The following is a 16,522-nucleotide window of genomic DNA, read 5'->3' as shown; positions in this document are numbered from 1 at the left end:
TAGATAGCGTGCTGCGTCACAAGTCGGAGAGAGCAGCACAATTCGCTGAGCCTGTTAAAATGCCGGCCCATTTCGCAAACGACTCCCTGATTTCGTATGTCCCGACTCAATCCCCGGCAGCAAGAAGCCGTGAGCTACGTCGGCGGCCCTCTTTTGGTGCTCGCCGGTGCAGGCTCCGGCAAGACCAGCGTGATCACGCGCAAAATTGCGCATCTGATCCAGAACTGCGGCATCCGCGCCCAGTACATCGTTGCCATGACCTTTACCAACAAGGCTGCGCGCGAGATGAAGGAACGGGTCGGCACCCTGCTCAAGGGCGGCGAAGGCCGCGGCCTGACCGTCTGCACCTTCCACAACCTGGGCCTGAACATCATCCGCAAGGAACACGTGCGGCTGGGCTACAAACCGGGTTTCTCGATCTTCGACGAGACCGACGTCAAAGCCCTGATGACCGACATCATGCAGAAGGAATACTCGGGCGACGACGGCGTCGACGAGATCAAGAACATGATCGGCTCGTGGAAGAACGACCTGATCCTGCCGCCCGAAGCCCTGGAAAACGCACGCAACCCCAAGGAGCAGACCGCCGCCATCGTCTACACCCACTATCAGCGCACGCTCAAGGCGTTCAACGCGGTGGACTTCGACGACCTGATCCTGCTGCCGGTGAAGCTGTTCCAGGAACACGCCGACATCCTCGAAAAATGGCAGAACAAAGTCCGCTACCTGCTGGTGGACGAATACCAGGACACCAACGCCAGCCAGTATTTGCTGGTGAAGTTGCTGATCGGCACGCGCAACCAGTTCACCGTGGTCGGTGACGACGACCAGTCGATTTATGCCTGGCGCGGCGCGCGGCCGGAAAACCTGATGCTGCTCAAGGACGATTACCCGTCCCTGAAAGTGGTGATGCTGGAGCAAAACTATCGCTCCACCAGCCGCATCCTGCGGTGCGCCAACGTGCTGATCTCGAACAACCCGCACGAATTCGAAAAGCAGCTGTGGAGCGAGATGGGCCACGGCGACGAGATCCGCGTGATCCGCTGTCGCAACGAAGACGCCGAAGCCGAACGGGTGGCCGTCGAACTGCTGACCCTGCACTTGCGCACGGATCGGCCGTACAGCGATTTCGCGATTCTCTATCGCGGTAACTACCAGGCGAAGCTGATCGAGCTGAAGCTGCAACACCACCAGATTCCGTATCGCCTGTCCGGTGGCAACAGCTTTTTCGGACGTCAGGAAGTAAAAGACCTGATGGCCTACTTCCGCCTGATCGTGAACCCGGACGACGACAATGCCTTCCTGCGGGTGATCAACGTCCCACGCCGGGAAATCGGTTCGACCACACTGGAAAAGCTTGGCAACTACGCCACCGAACGCAAAATCTCGATGTACGCCGCCACCGACGAAATCGGTCTGGGCGAGCATCTGGATGCCCGCTTCACCGATCGCCTGTCGCGCTTCAAGCGTTTCATGGACAAGGTCCGCGAGCAGTGCGCCGGCGAAGACCCGATCTCGGCGCTGCGCAGCATGGTCATGGACATCGACTACGAGAATTGGCTGCGCACCAACAGTTCCAGCGACAAGGCCGCCGATTACCGCATGGGTAACGTTTGGTTTCTGATCGAGGCGTTGAAGAACACGCTCGAAAAAGACGAAGAAGGCGAGATGACCGTCGAAGACGCCATCGGCAAACTCGTCCTGCGCGACATGCTGGAACGTCAGCAGGAAGAGGAAGACGGCGCCGAAGGTGTGCAAATGATGACCCTGCACGCCTCCAAAGGCCTGGAGTTTCCTTACGTGTTCATCATGGGCATGGAAGAGGAAATCCTCCCGCACCGCTCCAGTATCGAAGCCGACACCATCGAAGAAGAACGCCGGCTGGCCTACGTCGGCATTACCCGCGCGCGTCAGACACTGGCCTTCACCTTCGCCGCCAAGCGTAAGCAATACGGCGAGATCATCGACTGCGCGCCTAGCCGCTTCCTCGATGAGCTGCCGCCGGACGACCTGGCCTGGGAAGGCAACGACGACACACCGGTTGAAGTCAAAGCTGTTCGCGGTAATACCGCATTGGCGGATATACGCGCGATGTTAAAGCGCTAGAATCGACTACTTTTTAACCAGCCTTAGACGCACAGGCGTCATTAGAGGAAAGCTTCATGGAAGCACTGCACAAGAAAATTCGCGAAGAAGGCATCGTGCTTTCCGACCAGGTCCTGAAAGTCGACGCCTTTCTGAACCACCAGATCGACCCGGCCCTGATGAAGCTGATTGGCGACGAATTCGCCACGCTGTTCAAGGATTCGGGCATCACCAAGATCGTCACCATCGAAGCCTCTGGCATTGCCCCGGCGATCATGACCGGTCTGAACCTCGGCGTGCCGGTGATTTTCGCCCGCAAGCATCAGTCCCTGACCTTGACCGAAAACCTGCTGTCGGCGACCGTTTACTCGTTCACCAAGCAGACCGAAAGCACCGTGGCGATCTCCCCACGCCACCTGACCAGCAGCGACCGCGTGCTGATCATCGATGACTTTTTGGCCAACGGTAAGGCGTCACAAGCGCTGATCTCGATCATCAAACAGGCCGGCGCTACGGTTGCTGGTTTGGGTATCGTGATTGAGAAGTCCTTCCAGGGCGGCCGTGCGGAACTGGATGCGCAGGGTTATCGCGTTGAATCGTTGGCTCGGGTTCAGTCGCTGGCTGGCGGCGTTGTGACCTTCATCGAATAACTCCCCCGCAATGATCGTTCCCACGCTCCGCGTGGGAATGCCTCAAGGGACGCTCCGCGTTCCAGCTTTCGAATGGGACGCAGAGCGTCCCGGGCTGCATTCCCACGCGGAGCGTGGGAACGATCAGTCAGCGTGGGAACGATCAGACCTGTGCGGTGGCTTTGAGGCCGGTGAGCAATAGCCGCTGAAACAAATCCTCTTTCAGCCCTTCCGGGTTGGTCAGCTGCATCCGCTCCAGATGTTCGGGAAACTCCGTCGGCTCCGGCGCGTCCAGCGCGGCCTTGCCCAGTTCCAGAATCTCCGTGAGCTTGAACTTGCTCTTCAACCAGTTCAGCGCCCGCAACAGGTCCCGCTCTTCAGCGGTGAAATCACACCCCAGCGGATACTCCGGAAACAAATTCGGATGCAGCGCCTGAATCGCCTGCAAACGTTGCGGGCTGTTATCGGTGAACCGTGGATCAATGCGGAAGTTCTTCGGCAATTTACCAACGTTCTGCGCCTGCTCGATCAACCCCGGCTGGAAACGTGAATCGCTGATGTTCAGCAACGCCTCGATCACTGCCGCATCGGTCTTGCCCCGCAGATCGGCGATGCCGTACTCGGTGACCACGATATCCCGCAAATGCCGCGGGATCGTGCAATGGCCGTACTCCCAAACGATGTTCGAACTCACCTCACCGCCCGACTCGCGCCAGCTGCGCAGGAGCAACACCGAACGCGCCCCTTCCAGCGCATGGCCCTGGACGACGAAGTTGTATTGGCCGCCGACACCGCTGAGTACTCGCCCGTCTTCGAGCTGATCGGCCACGCCTGCGCCCAGCAAGGTCATGGTGAACACGGTGTTGATGAAGCGCGCATCGAGGCGCTGCAAGCGTTTGAGTTCTTCCTGACCGTAGAGCTCGTTGATGTAGCTGATACGGGTCATGTTGAATTCGAGCCGCTTGCTTTGCGGCAGCTCGCGCAGGCGCTCATAGAAACTGCGCGGCCCGAGGAAAAACCCGCCATGCACCGAGATGCCGTCAGTCTGCGCGGCTTCGTCCAGCGTGCCGGCATTCGCTTGTTGCTGGGTCGGCACATCGGGGTAGACCTTGCGCCGCACAATCCCGGCATCGGCCAGCACCAGCAAACCGTTGACGAACATTTCGCTGCAACCGTAAAGGCCTTTGGCGAAGGGTTCGACGCCGCCTTCGCGGTCGATGAGTTGCGCCCACTGGCTGAGATTCACGTCCGCCAGCAACGCCTTGTAACCGTCATTGTCAGCCTGCCGCGCTAGCAACGCCGCAGTCAGGGCATCACCCATGGCGCCGATGCCGATCTGCAAGGTGCCGCCGTCGCGCACCAGCGTGCTGGCGTGCAGCCCGATGAAGTGATCCTGGAAACCCACCGGCATGTTTGGCGTGGAGAACAGCGTGGTGCTGTCCTTCTCGTCGATCAGCAGGTCGAACGTGTCGATACCAATTTCGGCATCGCCGGGCATGTAGGGCAAATCGTTGTGCACCTGGCCCACCAGCAGGATTGTCTCCCCCGCCGCCCGACGCTTGGCGATCATGGGGAACAGGTCGAGGGTGATGTCCGGGTTGCAGCTCAGGCTCAAGCGGTCGGGATGTTCGCTGTGGCTGGCCACCAATTGCGCCACCAGGTTCAACCCGGCGGTGTTGATGTCTCGAGCGGCGTGGCTGTAATTGCTGCTGACGTAATTCTGCTGGGCCTGTTCGCTGTCGAGCAGGCTGCCGGGCTGCATGAAGAATTGCTGAACATGGATGTTGGACGGCAGGCTGTCGCGATGCAGCTCTGCAAGGAAATCCAGTTCCGGATAATCGCCGAAAACCCGTTCGATAAAGGGTTCGAGAAAACGCTTTTGCAAACCGTCGCCCAAGGCGGGACGACCCAGGCACAGGGCGGTGTAGATCGTCAGCTGCCGTTCGGGCAACTGCGCAATGCGTTGGAACAGCGCGTTGACGAAGTGGTTGGGTTTGCCCAGACCGAGGGGCAGGCCCATGTGGATATGCGCCGGCAACCGTGCCAAGACGTCATCGACCGCTTGCTCGATAGAACACAGCTGCACCATCTGATCCTCCCTTACATTCCGTGAACTGGGGTTGGACCGAGCTTGCCGGGTCTTTGCTGCAATGAACAGTCTAAGGCGTAAATCGCGGGCACAAAAAAGCCGCTCGTAAGCGGCTTTTTTGCTAAAAATGCAGGCTTATTTCAGGCCGGACATCTTCTGGATCGCGCCTTTGAGCTCGGCGTCTGCGCAATCGGCGCAGGTACCTTTTGGCGGCATGGAGTTGATGCCGGAGATCGCCTTGGCGAGCAAACCGTCAACACCCCCTTCTTTCTTGGAGCGCTCGCCCCAAGCGGCGGCATCACCGATTTTCGGCGCGCCCAACAGGCCGGTGCCGTGGCAAGCGTTGCAATGTTTTGCAATCACTTCGTCAGGAGTTTTAGCACCACCGCCGCCAGCAGCAGCGGCCACTTCCATCCCCTTGCACTCTTTACCCTGAACACAGACCTGGCCGACTGGCTCAAGGCGTTTAGCAATATCGTCGTTGGTCGCAGCTTGTGCGCTGACTGCCCATAGGGCCAATACGGTTGCTGGTACGGCCAGCATTTTCATAATTAGATTCACGCGTTCACCCTCAATGGTGGCTAGTCACGCCCACGGCCACGGTTCGCAGGCGGGCGCAAGTATAACGGTAAGCCCGCCACACTGAAACAACCCCAAAGTCGAAGGGGTCTTATGCGTGGCGGAAAAACAACTCGGGCAACTCCGCAGTGCTGGCGGGACGCCTCTTTTCTTAGAAATTTGCTGGAGTAGCTGCGCTGATTAGTCGCGCCGGCGCATCGAACGGATTACGGAAACGGTGCGGTTTAGTACTTTCAAAGTAGTAGCTGTCGCCGGCTTCGAGCACAAAAGTTTCAAGCCCCACCACCAGTTCAAGTCGACCTTCGAGCAAAATCCCGGTTTCCTCGCCCTCATGGGTGAGCATCTCGTCACCGGTGTCGGCGCCTGGCGGGTAGATTTCGTTGAGGAACGCGATGGCCCGGCTCGGATGAGCCCTGCCGACCAATTTCATGGTCACTGCGCCATCGGAAATATCGATCAGCTCGTTGGCTTTGTAGACGATCTGAGTCGGTTTTTCCTGCAGGATCTCTTCGGAAAAGAACTCGACCATGGACATGGGAATCCCGCCCAGTACCTTCCTCAGCGAACTGATCGAGGGGCTGACGCTGTTCTTCTCGATCATCGAAATGGTGCTGTTGGTGACGCCCGCGCGTTTGGCGAGTTCACGCTGGGAAAGTCCTTTGAGCTTACGGATGGATTGCAGTCGTTCACCGACGTCCAAAGCTTGCGCCTCCAGGGATTCAGGTTGTTGGAATATTGAGCGTTATCATGGCGACAGCGTTCAGTATTTACAACACTTGGACCTGAATCCTGTTCGGCGAAGCGACTTTCGGTCGGCGCGCTCTGCCTCAAGCCCCGGAATAGAGCATTGGCACCCGGCGCAGGTTGCAGAAGATCTGGTAAGGAATCGTGCCCGCGGCCACAGCCACGTCACTGGCGAGGATATTTTTGCCCCACAACTCGACGGTCGAACCGAGACCGGCTTGCGGCACATCGGTCAGGTCGATGCAGAGCATGTCCATCGACACCCGGCCAATCAACTGGCTGCGCTGCCCGGCAACCATCACTGGCGTACCGGTCGGTGCCTGACGTGGGTAGCCGTCGGCGTAACCCATGGCCACCACGCCCACGCGCATCGGTTTCTGGGTGATGAATTTGGCGCCGTAACCGATCGGCTCGCCGGCCGGCAGTTCACGCACGCAAATCACTTTCGATTCGAGGGTCATCACTGGTTGCAGGCGCGACGCCACGGCATTGGCCTCTTCGAATGGCGTAGCGCCGTAGAGCATGATGCCCGGGCGAACCCAGTCACTGGGAATCTGCGGCCAACCGAGCACAGCCGGCGAGTTGCGCAGGCTGACCTCGGCCGACAAGCCCTGACGCGCCGCTTCGAATACTGCGACCTGTTCGGCACTGGCCTGACTGTGCAGTTCATCGGCCCGGGCGAAGTGGCTCATCAAAACAATCTTCGCAACCTTGCCGCTGGCCAGCAGCCGTTGATAGGCCGACTGATAATCCTTTGGATGCAAGCCAACCCGATGCATACCCGAGTCGAGCTTGAGCCAGACTGTGATCGGCTTGCTCAGTGCAGCGTTCTCGATGTCTTCGAGCTGCCACAGCGAATGCACCACGCACCAGAAGTCATGCTCGACGATCAGCGACAGCTCATCGGCCTCGAAAAAACCCTCCAGCAACAACACCGGAGCACGAATGCCCGCGGCTCGCAGCTCCAGGGCCTCCTCAATGCAAGCCACGGCAAATCCGTCCGCGCAGGCTTCCAGCGCCTGGGCGCAACGCACCGCGCCATGGCCATAGGCGTCGGCCTTGATCACCGCGAGGGCCTTGGCCCCCGTGACTTCACGGGCGATTTGATAGTTGTGACGCAGGGCTTGAAGGTCGATCAGGGCACGGGCTGGACGCATGGCGGCAGACTTCTAGGCGGTCATGGGAATAAAAACCGGCGCTGGCTGACGGCGCGAACCGCCAGTAGCACCGGGAGAGGGATCTTTCTGAACTACTTATGTCAGTGCAGTTATGTCAGTGCAGTTATGTCAGTGCAGTTATGTCAGTGCAGTTATGGCAGAGCGGCGACAACCGACAGCTCAACCAGTATTTCCGGTTCGCACAACTTCGATTCAACCGTGGCACGGGCCGGTGCGACGCCTTTTGGCAGCCACTTGTCCCAGACCGCGTTCATGCCTTCAAAGTGCGCATCGATGTCTTTCAAGTAAATCGTCACCGACAACAAACGGCTCTTGTCGGTCCCGGCCAGATCCAGCAAACGCTCGATGTTGGCAAGCGTTTCACGGGTCTGTTGTTCAATCCCGGCGTTCATATCGTCGCCGACCTGCCCTGCCAGATACACGGTACCGCTGTGAACTACGATCTGGCTCATACGCTCATTGGTGAGCTGGCGCTGGATTGACATGTTTTGCTGACTCCTGAATTTTTTTGCCGTAACGGGAAATATCGAGGCCTTCGGTGCTGATTTGCGGCGTTTTCTTCGCCATCAGATCAGCCAGGAAGCGACCGGAACCGCACGCCATGGTCCAACCAAGCGTGCCGTGACCCGTGTTCAAAAACAGATTGCTAAACGGCGTAGCACCCACGATCGGCGTACCGTCCGGGGTGGTCGGACGCAGACCGGTCCAGAAACTTGCCTGGGCCAGATCGCCGCCCTGAGGATAAAGGTCGTTGACGATCATCTCCAGGGTTTCGCGCCGGCGCGGGTTCAGCGACAGGTCAAAACCGGCTATTTCAGCCATGCCGCCAACGCGGATGCGGTTGTCAAAACGGGTGATCGCGACCTTGTAGGTCTCATCGAGGATAGTCGAAGTCGGGGCCATCGCCGGGTTGGTGATCGGCACAGTCAGGGAGTAACCCTTGAGCGGATACACCGGAGCCCTGATACCCAGAGGCTTGAGCAACTGCGGCGAATAGCTGCCCAGCGCCAATACGTAGCGGTCAGCGGTTTCCAGCTTGCCGTCGATCCATACGCCGTTGATGCGATCACCGGCGTAGTCGAGGCGCTGAATGTCCTGACCGAAGCGGAATTCCACACCGAGCTTCACAGCCATTTCGGCCAAGTGGGTGGTGAAGATCTGGCAGTCGCCAGTCTGGTCATTCGGCAGGCGCAGGGCACCGGCGAGGATGTCGGTAACGCTGGCCAGGGCCGGCTCAACGCGGGCAATGCCAGCGCGGTCGAGCAGTTCGAACGGCACGCCGGACTCTTTCAGGACGGCGATGTCTTTCGCGGCGCCGTCGAGTTGAGCCTGGGTGCGGAACAGTTGGGTCGTACCGAGGCTGCGGCCTTCGTAGGCAATGCCGGTTTCGGCGCGCAATTCGTCGAGGCAGTCACGGCTGTACTCGGACAGACGGACCATGCGCTCCTTGTTTACCGCATAACGGCTGGCGGTGCAGTTGCGCAGCATTTGCGCCATCCACAGGTACTGGTCGATGTCGGCGGTGGCCTTGATTGCCAGCGGCGCGTGGCGCTGCAACAGCCACTTGATGGCTTTGAGCGGAACACCCGGCGCGGCCCATGGCGAGGCATAACCCGGCGACACCTGGCCGGCGTTGGCGAAACTGGTCTCCATGGCAGGGGCTGGCTGACGGTCCACGACCACCACTTCAAACCCGGCCCGAGCCAGATAATAAGCACTGGCGGTACCGATGACGCCGCTACCCAAGACCATAACGCGCATTTTCATATCCCTCATCGCGGCTTGCCGCTGACGTTCGTAGTTGTCGAGCATTGATGTGCGCAGTGTAAAAAAGATTAGGCAGTGCTTTTCACTATATAAGTGCCTATATTTGGCGAGAATTCTCGGCAAAATCCCTTTTCACGGAGGTGCATCCCCTATGCGTACCAACACTCAAACCAAACGTGAGCTGGACAAGATCGACCGCAACATCTTGCGGATCCTGCAAACGGACGGGCGCATCTCCTTCACCGAGCTGGGGGAAAAGGTCGGGCTCTCGACCACGCCGTGTACCGAGCGGGTCCGGCGTCTGGAGCGCGAAGGGATCATCATGGGCTACAACGCCCGGCTCAATCCGCAGCACCTCAAGGGTAGTCTTCTGGTGTTCGTCGAAATCAGCCTCGACTACAAATCCGGTGATACTTTCGAAGAGTTCCGACGCGCTGTCCTGAAGCTCCCCCACGTGCTGGAGTGCCATTTGGTGTCAGGGGATTTCGACTATCTGGTGAAGGCGCGAATTTCCGAGATGGCCTCGTACCGCAAACTGCTGGGCGACATCCTGCTCAAGCTGCCGCATGTGCGCGAATCCAAGAGCTATATCGTGATGGAAGAGGTGAAAGAGAGCCTGAATCTGCCGATTCCGGATTGAGCCCACAGAGATCGTTCCCACGCTCTGCGTGGGAATGCAGCCCGGGACGCTCTGCGTCCCATCTAAAGCCGAACGCGGAGCGTCCGTTGAGGCATTCCTTTGCTGCGCGTGGGAACGATCACACGAGGACTTGGCGAGTAGATGCCATGTACTCATGAATCTGCTTCTCGACCCGCGGATGAATCAACTCCACCGGTCTCCGCCCGTTAGGGCACGGCAAAGTCTTTGTGGTGCCGAACAGCCGACAGATCAGCGGCCGCTCGTCATACACGGTGCAGCCATTAGGCCCAAGGTGGACGCAATTGAGTTCATCCATCGCCGCGTCCTGCTCGGCCCGGGTCTTGCGCGGCAGGCGGGACATTTCTTCCGGCGAGGTGGTCACCGGCCCGCAGCAGTCATGGCAGCCGGGCACGCACTCGAACGAGGGAATCTGCTGCCGTAGCGTGCGAATTTTCTGACTGTTGCAGCTCATCGAAGCGGTGGCCAAAAGCGGAATAGAGCGCGATTCTGACGTAAAAGCCCCGATCCAGACAGCACCGACCGACCAGTGTTGCCCGTGTCCGAAGGTCCGGCTTATGCTCCGTCAAATTTTCTAAACACAAGAATCAGGAACACGCACATGAATGCCCGTGCTCAGCAACCTGCCCCGAACCACCAGCACATTGCCTCTTATTACGCCGCCAGCAGCCTGTCGCAGCCCGATCATCCGCTGCTCACAGGCCATCTGATGGCGGACGTGTGCGTGGTGGGTGGTGGTTTCTCGGGGTTGAACACGGCGCTCGAACTGGCCGAACGCGGCCTCAGCGTGATCCTGCTCGAAGCCCACAAAATCGGTTGGGGCGCCAGTGGACGCAACGGCGGGCAGTTGATTCGTGGCGTCGGTCATGGCCTCGATCAGTTCGCCAACGTGGTCGGTGCGGACGGCGTGCGTCAGATGAAACTCATGGGCCTGGAAGCAGTGGAAATCGTCCGACAGCGGGTCGAGCGTTTTCAGATTCCTTGCGACCTGACTTGGGGCTACTGCGACCTGGCCAACAAGCCCCGCGATCTCGAAGGCTTTGCCGAAGACGCCGAAGAGCTGCGCAGCCTCGGTTACCGTTACGAAACCCGTCTGCTGCAAGCCAACGAAATGCATTCCGTGGTGGGTTCGGACCGCTACGTCGGCGGCTTGATCGACATGGGCTCGGGGCATCTGCATCCGCTGAACCTGGCACTGGGCGAAGCGGCCGCCGCCCAGCAGTTGGGGGTGAAGCTGTTTGAACAATCGGCGGTCACCCGCATCGATTATGGCCCCGAGGTCAAGGTCCATACCGCCCAGGGCTCGGTTCGCGCCAAGACGCTGGTGCTGGGCTGCAACGCCTACCTCAATGAACTCAACCCCGAGCTCAGCGGCAAAGTGCTGCCCGCCGGCAGCTACATCATCGCCACCGAACCCTTGAGTGAAGCGCTGGCTCACTCGTTACTGCCACAGAATATGGCGGTCTGCGATCAACGGGTGGCGCTGGATTACTACCGACTCTCGGCGGACCGACGCTTGCTGTTTGGCGGCGCCTGCCATTATTCAGGTCGCGACCCGAAGGACATCGCCGCGTACATGCGGCCGAAGATGCTGGAGGTTTTCCCGCAACTGGGTGGGGTGAACATCGACTATCAATGGGGCGGAATGATCGGTATTGGCGCCAATCGCCTGCCGCAGATCGGGCGGCTCAAGGATCAGCCGAATGTGTATTACGCCCAGGCTTATTCCGGTCATGGCGTGAATGCCACGCACCTCGCGGGGAAACTGTTGGCTGAGGCTATCAGTGGTCAGCACAGTGGAGGTTTCGATCTTTTTGCCAAGGTGCCGCACATTACCTTCCCTGGCGGCAAACATTTGCGCTCGCCGTTGCTGGCGCTGGGGATGCTTTGGCATCGGCTTAAAGAGTTGGTCTGAGGGAGATGATCGTTCCCACGCTCCTGCGTGGGGATGCATCCAGTGACGCTCTGCGTCACAGCGGACGCGGAGCGTCCGGGGCGGCATTCCTTTGCTGCGCGTGGGAACGATCATTACTAGATCCGCCAAAAGGGTTTAAGCCCCTCCTCCCGCGCCTGCTCCCGACTCAACCCGACATCCTTGAGCTGCTCCGGCGTCAGCCCCAACAATGCCTTGCGCGTGTGCAGACGATGCCAGAACAGACCCCAGCGACTCAGGCCGGACGGTGCATTGCGCATGACCGCCTCGCGTGCGCCGTGGTTTTGCCCTGCCGCCAGTTCCTGACTGTGTAACGTCAGCCGCACATCGCTCAAGCCGTTCATTTTGATTGCTCCTGTTTACTTGGGTAGCCAGAGCTTTCATGATGCGTGGACGGCAAAAAGCGTTACAGATTCAATGCAGCTGTATTAATTCCATACAGATTTACGGTCTTGACCTCTGAATCGCTAATTTTTGCCTCATCTGTACTGGTAAGCCCAACCACCCCTACCGAGACTGCACCATGACCCTTTACGTCAACCTCGCCGAATTGCTCGGAACGCGTATCGAACAGGGCTTCTATCGCCCCGGTGACCGGTTGCCGTCGGTGCGGGCGTTGAGTGTCGAACACGGCGTCAGTCTGAGCACAGTGCAGCAGGCCTATCGAGTGCTGGAAGACAGCGGCCTGGCGATGCCGAAACCCAAGTCCGGCTACTTTGTACCGGTGAGTCGAGCGCTGCCGGAGCTGCCAGCGATTGGCCGCCCGGCGCAGCGGCCGGTGGATATTTCCCAATGGGATCAGGTGCTGGAGCTGATCCGCGCGGTGCCACGCAAGGATGTTGTGCAACTGGGTCGCGGCATGCCGGACATCACCACGCCGACCATGAAGCCGCTGCTGCGTGGTCTGGCGCGAATCAGCCGTCGGCAAGACATGCCAGGTCTGTATTACGACAACATCCATGGCACCCTCGAACTGCGCGAACAGATCGCCCGCCTGATGCTCGATTCCGGTTGCCAATTGAGCGCCAGCGACCTGGTGGTCACCACGGGTTGTCACGAGGCGCTGTCCACCAGCATCCGCTCGATCTGCGAGCCGGGCGACATTGTGGCCGTGGACTCGCCAAGCTTTCACGGTGCCATGCAGACCCTCAAGGGCCTGGGCATGAAAGCCCTGGAAATTCCCACCGACCCACTCACCGGCATCAGTCTCGATGCGCTCGAACTGGCCTTGGAACAATGGCCGATCAAGGCCATACAGTTGACCCCCAACTGCAACAACCCTCTGGGCTACATCATGCCGGAGTCGCGCAAACGCGCGCTGTTGACGCTCGCACAGCGCTTCGACGTGGCGATCATCGAGGACGATGTGTATGGCGAACTGGCCTACACCTACCCACGTCCGCGCACGATCAAATCCTTCGACGAAGACGGACGCGTCCTGCTTTGCAGTTCATTTTCCAAGACCCTGGCGCCAGGGCTGCGTATCGGCTGGGTGGCACCGGGACGGTATCTGGAACGGGTGCTGCACATGAAATACATCAGCACCGGCTCTACGGCGCCGCAACCGCAGATCGCGATTGCCGCATTCCTCAAGTCCGGGCACTTCGAACCGCATTTGCGGCGGATGCGCACCCAATACCAGCGCAATCGCGACGTGATGATCGATTGGGTCAGCCGCTATTTTCCGGCCGGTACCCGCGCCAGTCGTCCCCAGGGCAGCTTCATGCTCTGGGTTGAGCTGCCGGAGGGCTTCGACACCTTGAAACTGAATCGTGCACTGCACGATCAAGGCGTACAGATCGCCGTCGGCAGCATCTTTTCCGCCTCGGGCAAATACCGCAATTGCCTGCGCATGAACTACGCTGCCAAGCCAACACCGCAGATCGAAGACGCGGTGCGCAAGGTCGGCGCTGCGGCAATCAAACTGCTCGCGGAAACCGACGGCATCACCGACTGACCTTTATCCGGAATCCAGCGTCCATATGCCGATACCTGCCGCCAATCGGAACGATCCCACGTGAGAGTCAGACAGCCCCTGCTCGCTCTTCTGTTACTTGCCTCGTTCCTCGGCGGCTGTGCGACGTTCAACGCTCCGCGTGAACCAAGCCAGGCGCTGCCCGCCAGCGACTCCGCATTCGGCCGATCAATCCAGGCTCAGGTCGCGCCCCATGAGGGGCAATCCGGCTTTCGCCTGCTGTCCGACAGCACCGAAGCCTTCACCGCCCGTGCCGAGCTGATCCGCAACGCCCGAAGCAGTCTCGATTTGCAGTACTACATCGTCCACGACGGCATCAGCACACGGATGCTGGTGGACGAACTGCTCAAGGCTGCCGATCGCGGCGTGCGCGTGCGCATTCTGCTCGACGACACCACCAGCGATGGCCTGGATTGGATTATTGCCACTCTGGCGGCGCATCCGCAGATCCAGATCCGTGTGTTCAACCCATTGCACCTGGGCCGCAGCACCGGCGTGACACGAACGGCAGGACGGTTGCTCAACCTCTCGCAGCAGCACCGACGCATGCACAACAAGCTTTGGCTGGCCGACAACAGCATGGCCATCGTCGGAGGACGCAATCTGGGGGACGAGTATTTCGATGCCGAACCCAATCTGAATTTCACTGACATCGACATGCTCAGCGTCGGCCCGGTCGCCGAACAGCTGGGGCACAGCTTCGACCAATACTGGAACAGTGCGCTGAGCAAGCCGATCGACGAGTTCCTCTCGAGCAAACCGACGGCCAAGGACCTGGAGAACACCCGGACCCGACTGGAAGAATCGCTTGAGGAAACGCGCAAACAGAATCACGCGCTCTACCAGCAACTGATGACCTACACCACCCACCCGCGACTGGACATCTGGCGGCGGGAGTTGATCTGGGCCTGGAACCAGGCGCTGTGGGACGCACCGAGTAAAGTGCTGGCCGACGGTGAGCCCGACCCGCAGTTGCTGCTGACCACGCAGCTGGCGCCCGAGCTCAATGGCGTCAGCAAAGAGCTGATCATGATGTCGGCCTACTTCGTACCCGGTCAACCGGGGCTGGTGTACCTGACCGGGCGCGCCGATGCCGGGGTGTCGGTGAAATTGCTGACCAACTCACTGGAAGCCACTGACGTGCCGGCGGTGCATGGCGGTTACGCGCCGTATCGCAAGGCACTGCTGGAGCATGGCGTGCAGCTGTTCGAATTGCGTCGCCAGCCCGGCGAAGGCGGCGGCAGCGGACCCCATCTGTTCTACAGCAAGTCCTACCGCGGTTCCGACTCCAGCCTGCACAGCAAGGCGATGATCTTCGACCAGCAGAAGTCTTTTATCGGTTCGTTCAATTTCGACCCACGCTCGGTGCTGTGGAATACCGAAGTCGGGGTGCTGGTAGACAGCCCGGAACTCGCCGCGCGCGTCCGCGAATTGGCGATGCAGGGCATGGCGCCACCCCTGAGTTATCAGGCCAAGCTTGAGAATGGCCAGATTGTCTGGGTGACTGAAGATGACGGCAAACTGCACACCCTGACCAAGGAACCCGGAAGCTGGTGGCGGCGCTTCAATGCGTGGATGAGCACCACTGTCGGCCTGGAGCGGATGCTCTAGGCCGGTTCGGCCGCCGCGCCAAACGCGCCTTGGCGCGACAGCAGAATCACCAATCCCAGCGCGCCTGCCGCCATCAGCAGCGGCAACGCATGCCCGCTGATCCACTGACTGCCAGCACCGGCCGCCAGCGGTCCGATCAGGCAACCGATACCCCACAGCTGCGCGATATGCGCATTGGCGCGCACCAGTGCATCGTCGCGATAACGCTCGCCGATCAGGATCAGTGACAAGGTGAACAAACCGCCGGCACTGGCACCGAACAACACCCACAACGGCCAAATCAGCAACGTGTCGATCAACAACGGGATGGCCAGGCTCGAAATCAGCAGGACCACCGCACACCCGGTGAACAATGTACGTCGTGACAAGCGATCAGCCAGCGCGCCAATCGGCAATTGCAGCAAGGCATCACCCACCACCACCGTGCTAACCATCGCCAAGGCGATTTCCGTCGTGAAGCCCTGACGCAGGCAATAGATCGGCAACAACGTCAGGATCATCGCTTCGAAGGCCGCGAACAGCGACACCGCCCAGGCAATCGCCGGCAGCCCACGGCAGAAGGTCAGCAAGTCACCGAAGGTCACGCCGCTGGCTTCACTGGTGGGCGCGCCGCTGCGACCCAGCAACACGAACGGTGCCGCCGTCAGCAAACCGACGCCGACCCAGAATCCATAATCGTGTTCGGTGCCCACAACGCCCAGCAGCAACGGCCCGGCCAGCTGACTCAGTGCATAGCTGCTGCCATACAGCGCCACCAATCGCCCGCGCCACTGCTCGACCACCAGTTGATTGATCCAGCTTTCACCGAGGATGAAGACCAGCGTCAGGATCACCCCGATCATCAGCCGCAATACCAGCCAGATCGGATAGCTCGGCAACAGCGCCAGCAAACCGATGGACAACGCCCCGGCCCACAGGCACAGGCGCATGAGGTTGGCCGTGCCCAGACGCGCGGCCAGATGGCTGGAGATCTTGGCCCCCAGCAATACGCCAATGGCGGGCATCGCCGCCATCACGCCGATGGCGAAAGAGCCGTAACCCCAGCTTTCCAGGCGAAACGACACCAGCGGCATACTGACGCCCAGGGCCAGGCCGACACTCAAGACAGACGCCAACACGGCGAAATAAGTCGCCCAACGCATTTTCCACGCTCCTGTGGATATTATTTTTCTGGCACGGCACAAAACAATGTGGGAGCGAGCCTGCTCGCGAAGAGGCCAGCACATTCAACATCAATGTTGACTGTTACACCGTCTTCGCGAGCAGGCTCGCTC

The 16,522-nt window shown here is 59.8% G+C and carries 15 protein-coding genes; 6 read left to right on the top strand and 9 right to left on the bottom strand.

Annotated elements, in window-relative coordinates; all coding sequences use genetic code 11:
* The first annotated feature begins 96 nt into the window (after window positions 1–96).
* Entirely contained in the window at window positions 97–2,106 is a 2,010-nt protein-coding gene (gene rep, locus ACYZT5_RS25410; protein ID WP_010465157.1) for a DNA helicase Rep, read from the top strand.
* 56 nt (window positions 2,107–2,162) lie between these two features.
* Complete coding sequence (locus tag ACYZT5_RS25405) at window positions 2,163–2,735, top strand: xanthine phosphoribosyltransferase (RefSeq protein ID WP_020799401.1); 573 nt, start codon at window positions 2,163–2,165, stop codon at window positions 2,733–2,735.
* Window positions 2,736–2,877: 142 nt separating this feature from the next.
* Here the strand turns inward: ACYZT5_RS25405 and ACYZT5_RS25400 are convergent, their stop codons facing one another.
* The 6 genes from ACYZT5_RS25400 to dadA form a co-directional block, all read right to left on the bottom strand.
* Window positions 2,878–4,803 (bottom strand): acetyl-CoA hydrolase/transferase C-terminal domain-containing protein, encoded by a 1,926-nt coding sequence (locus tag ACYZT5_RS25400; protein ID WP_462047900.1) that lies wholly within the window; start codon window positions 4,801–4,803, stop codon window positions 2,878–2,880.
* A gap of 135 nt (window positions 4,804–4,938) precedes the next feature.
* A complete protein-coding gene (locus tag ACYZT5_RS25395; RefSeq protein ID WP_462047899.1) occupies window positions 4,939–5,364 on the bottom strand; it encodes a c-type cytochrome in 426 nt (141 codons plus the stop codon).
* A gap of 169 nt (window positions 5,365–5,533) precedes the next feature.
* Window positions 5,534–6,082, bottom strand: coding sequence for a cupin domain-containing protein (locus tag ACYZT5_RS25390; protein ID WP_008150195.1), 549 nt, complete (start codon window positions 6,080–6,082; stop codon window positions 5,534–5,536).
* A 127-nt stretch (window positions 6,083–6,209) separates the two neighbouring features.
* Entirely contained in the window at window positions 6,210–7,283 is a 1,074-nt protein-coding gene (gene alr, locus ACYZT5_RS25385; RefSeq protein WP_462047898.1) for an alanine racemase, read from the bottom strand.
* 152 nt (window positions 7,284–7,435) lie between these two features.
* Complete coding sequence (locus ACYZT5_RS25380; RefSeq protein WP_008150191.1) at window positions 7,436–7,789, bottom strand: RidA family protein; 354 nt, start codon at window positions 7,787–7,789, stop codon at window positions 7,436–7,438.
* A complete protein-coding gene (dadA, locus tag ACYZT5_RS25375) occupies window positions 7,761–9,065 on the bottom strand; it encodes a D-amino acid dehydrogenase (protein ID WP_462047897.1) in 1,305 nt (434 codons plus the stop codon). The genes ACYZT5_RS25380 and dadA overlap by 29 nt, the downstream gene beginning before the upstream one ends.
* Before the next feature lie 157 nt (window positions 9,066–9,222).
* Here dadA and ACYZT5_RS25370 point away from each other — a divergent pair, with 157 nt between their 5' ends.
* The gene (locus tag ACYZT5_RS25370) at window positions 9,223–9,711 is read left to right on the top strand and encodes an Lrp/AsnC ligand binding domain-containing protein (protein ID WP_003176896.1); all 489 of its coding nucleotides are present in this window, start codon (window positions 9,223–9,225) and stop codon (window positions 9,709–9,711) included.
* Between the two features lie 118 nt (window positions 9,712–9,829).
* On the opposite strand, the gene ACYZT5_RS25365 is transcribed toward ACYZT5_RS25370, so the two are convergent.
* Complete coding sequence (locus ACYZT5_RS25365) at window positions 9,830–10,183, bottom strand: YkgJ family cysteine cluster protein (RefSeq protein WP_007894729.1); 354 nt, start codon at window positions 10,181–10,183, stop codon at window positions 9,830–9,832.
* A 147-nt stretch (window positions 10,184–10,330) separates the two neighbouring features.
* Between ACYZT5_RS25365 and ACYZT5_RS25360 the strand changes: the two genes are divergently transcribed.
* Complete coding sequence (locus ACYZT5_RS25360) at window positions 10,331–11,644, top strand: NAD(P)/FAD-dependent oxidoreductase (protein ID WP_462047896.1); 1,314 nt, start codon at window positions 10,331–10,333, stop codon at window positions 11,642–11,644.
* Between the two features lie 116 nt (window positions 11,645–11,760).
* Here ACYZT5_RS25360 and ACYZT5_RS25355 read toward each other — a convergent pair whose 3' ends face one another.
* Window positions 11,761–12,006 carry a DUF1127 domain-containing protein gene (locus ACYZT5_RS25355; protein ID WP_462047895.1) on the bottom strand — a complete coding sequence of 82 codons (246 nt, stop codon included), beginning with the start codon at window positions 12,004–12,006 and terminating at the stop codon, window positions 11,761–11,763.
* 179 nt (window positions 12,007–12,185) lie between these two features.
* On the opposite strand from ACYZT5_RS25355, the gene ACYZT5_RS25350 reads away from it, so the two are divergent.
* Window positions 12,186–13,619: an aminotransferase-like domain-containing protein gene (locus ACYZT5_RS25350; protein ID WP_462047894.1), complete on the top strand. Its 1,434-nt coding sequence runs from the start codon at window positions 12,186–12,188 to the stop codon at window positions 13,617–13,619.
* Between the two features lie 60 nt (window positions 13,620–13,679).
* Complete coding sequence (locus ACYZT5_RS25345; RefSeq protein WP_462047893.1) at window positions 13,680–15,248, top strand: phospholipase D family protein; 1,569 nt, start codon at window positions 13,680–13,682, stop codon at window positions 15,246–15,248.
* On the opposite strand, the gene ACYZT5_RS25340 is transcribed toward ACYZT5_RS25345, so the two are convergent.
* Window positions 15,245–16,390 (bottom strand): MFS transporter, encoded by a 1,146-nt coding sequence (locus tag ACYZT5_RS25340; protein ID WP_462047892.1) that lies wholly within the window; start codon window positions 16,388–16,390, stop codon window positions 15,245–15,247. The genes ACYZT5_RS25345 and ACYZT5_RS25340 overlap by 4 nt on opposite strands.
* Between the last annotated feature and the right edge of the window lie 132 nt (window positions 16,391–16,522).

The sequence above is a fragment of the Pseudomonas sp. LB3P14 genome, assembly GCF_054898045.1.
This window is presented reverse-complemented; position numbering and strand designations above follow the sequence as displayed.

Excerpts from the sequence above, each read along its gene's own strand:
- rep (WP_010465157.1), top strand. The coding sequence starts at position 97 with ATGTCCCGACTCAATCCCCGGCAGCAAGAAGCCGTGAGCTACGTCGGC.
- ACYZT5_RS25405 (WP_020799401.1), top strand. The coding sequence starts at position 2,163 with ATGGAAGCACTGCACAAGAAAATTCGCGAAGAAGGCATCGTGCTTTCC.
- ACYZT5_RS25400 (WP_462047900.1), bottom strand. The coding sequence starts at position 4,803 with ATGGTGCAGCTGTGTTCTATCGAGCAAGCGGTCGATGACGTCTTGGCA.
- alr (WP_462047898.1), bottom strand. The coding sequence starts at position 7,283 with ATGCGTCCAGCCCGTGCCCTGATCGACCTTCAAGCCCTGCGTCACAAC.
- ACYZT5_RS25380 (WP_008150191.1), bottom strand. The coding sequence starts at position 7,789 with ATGTCAATCCAGCGCCAGCTCACCAATGAGCGTATGAGCCAGATCGTA.
- dadA (WP_462047897.1), bottom strand. The coding sequence starts at position 9,065 with ATGCGCGTTATGGTCTTGGGTAGCGGCGTCATCGGTACCGCCAGTGCT.
- ACYZT5_RS25370 (WP_003176896.1), top strand. The coding sequence starts at position 9,223 with ATGCGTACCAACACTCAAACCAAACGTGAGCTGGACAAGATCGACCGC.
- ACYZT5_RS25365 (WP_007894729.1), bottom strand. The coding sequence starts at position 10,183 with ATGAGCTGCAACAGTCAGAAAATTCGCACGCTACGGCAGCAGATTCCC.
- ACYZT5_RS25360 (WP_462047896.1), top strand. The coding sequence starts at position 10,331 with ATGAATGCCCGTGCTCAGCAACCTGCCCCGAACCACCAGCACATTGCC.
- ACYZT5_RS25355 (WP_462047895.1), bottom strand. The coding sequence starts at position 12,006 with ATGAACGGCTTGAGCGATGTGCGGCTGACGTTACACAGTCAGGAACTG.
- ACYZT5_RS25350 (WP_462047894.1), top strand. The coding sequence starts at position 12,186 with ATGACCCTTTACGTCAACCTCGCCGAATTGCTCGGAACGCGTATCGAA.
- ACYZT5_RS25340 (WP_462047892.1), bottom strand. The coding sequence starts at position 16,390 with ATGCGTTGGGCGACTTATTTCGCCGTGTTGGCGTCTGTCTTGAGTGTC.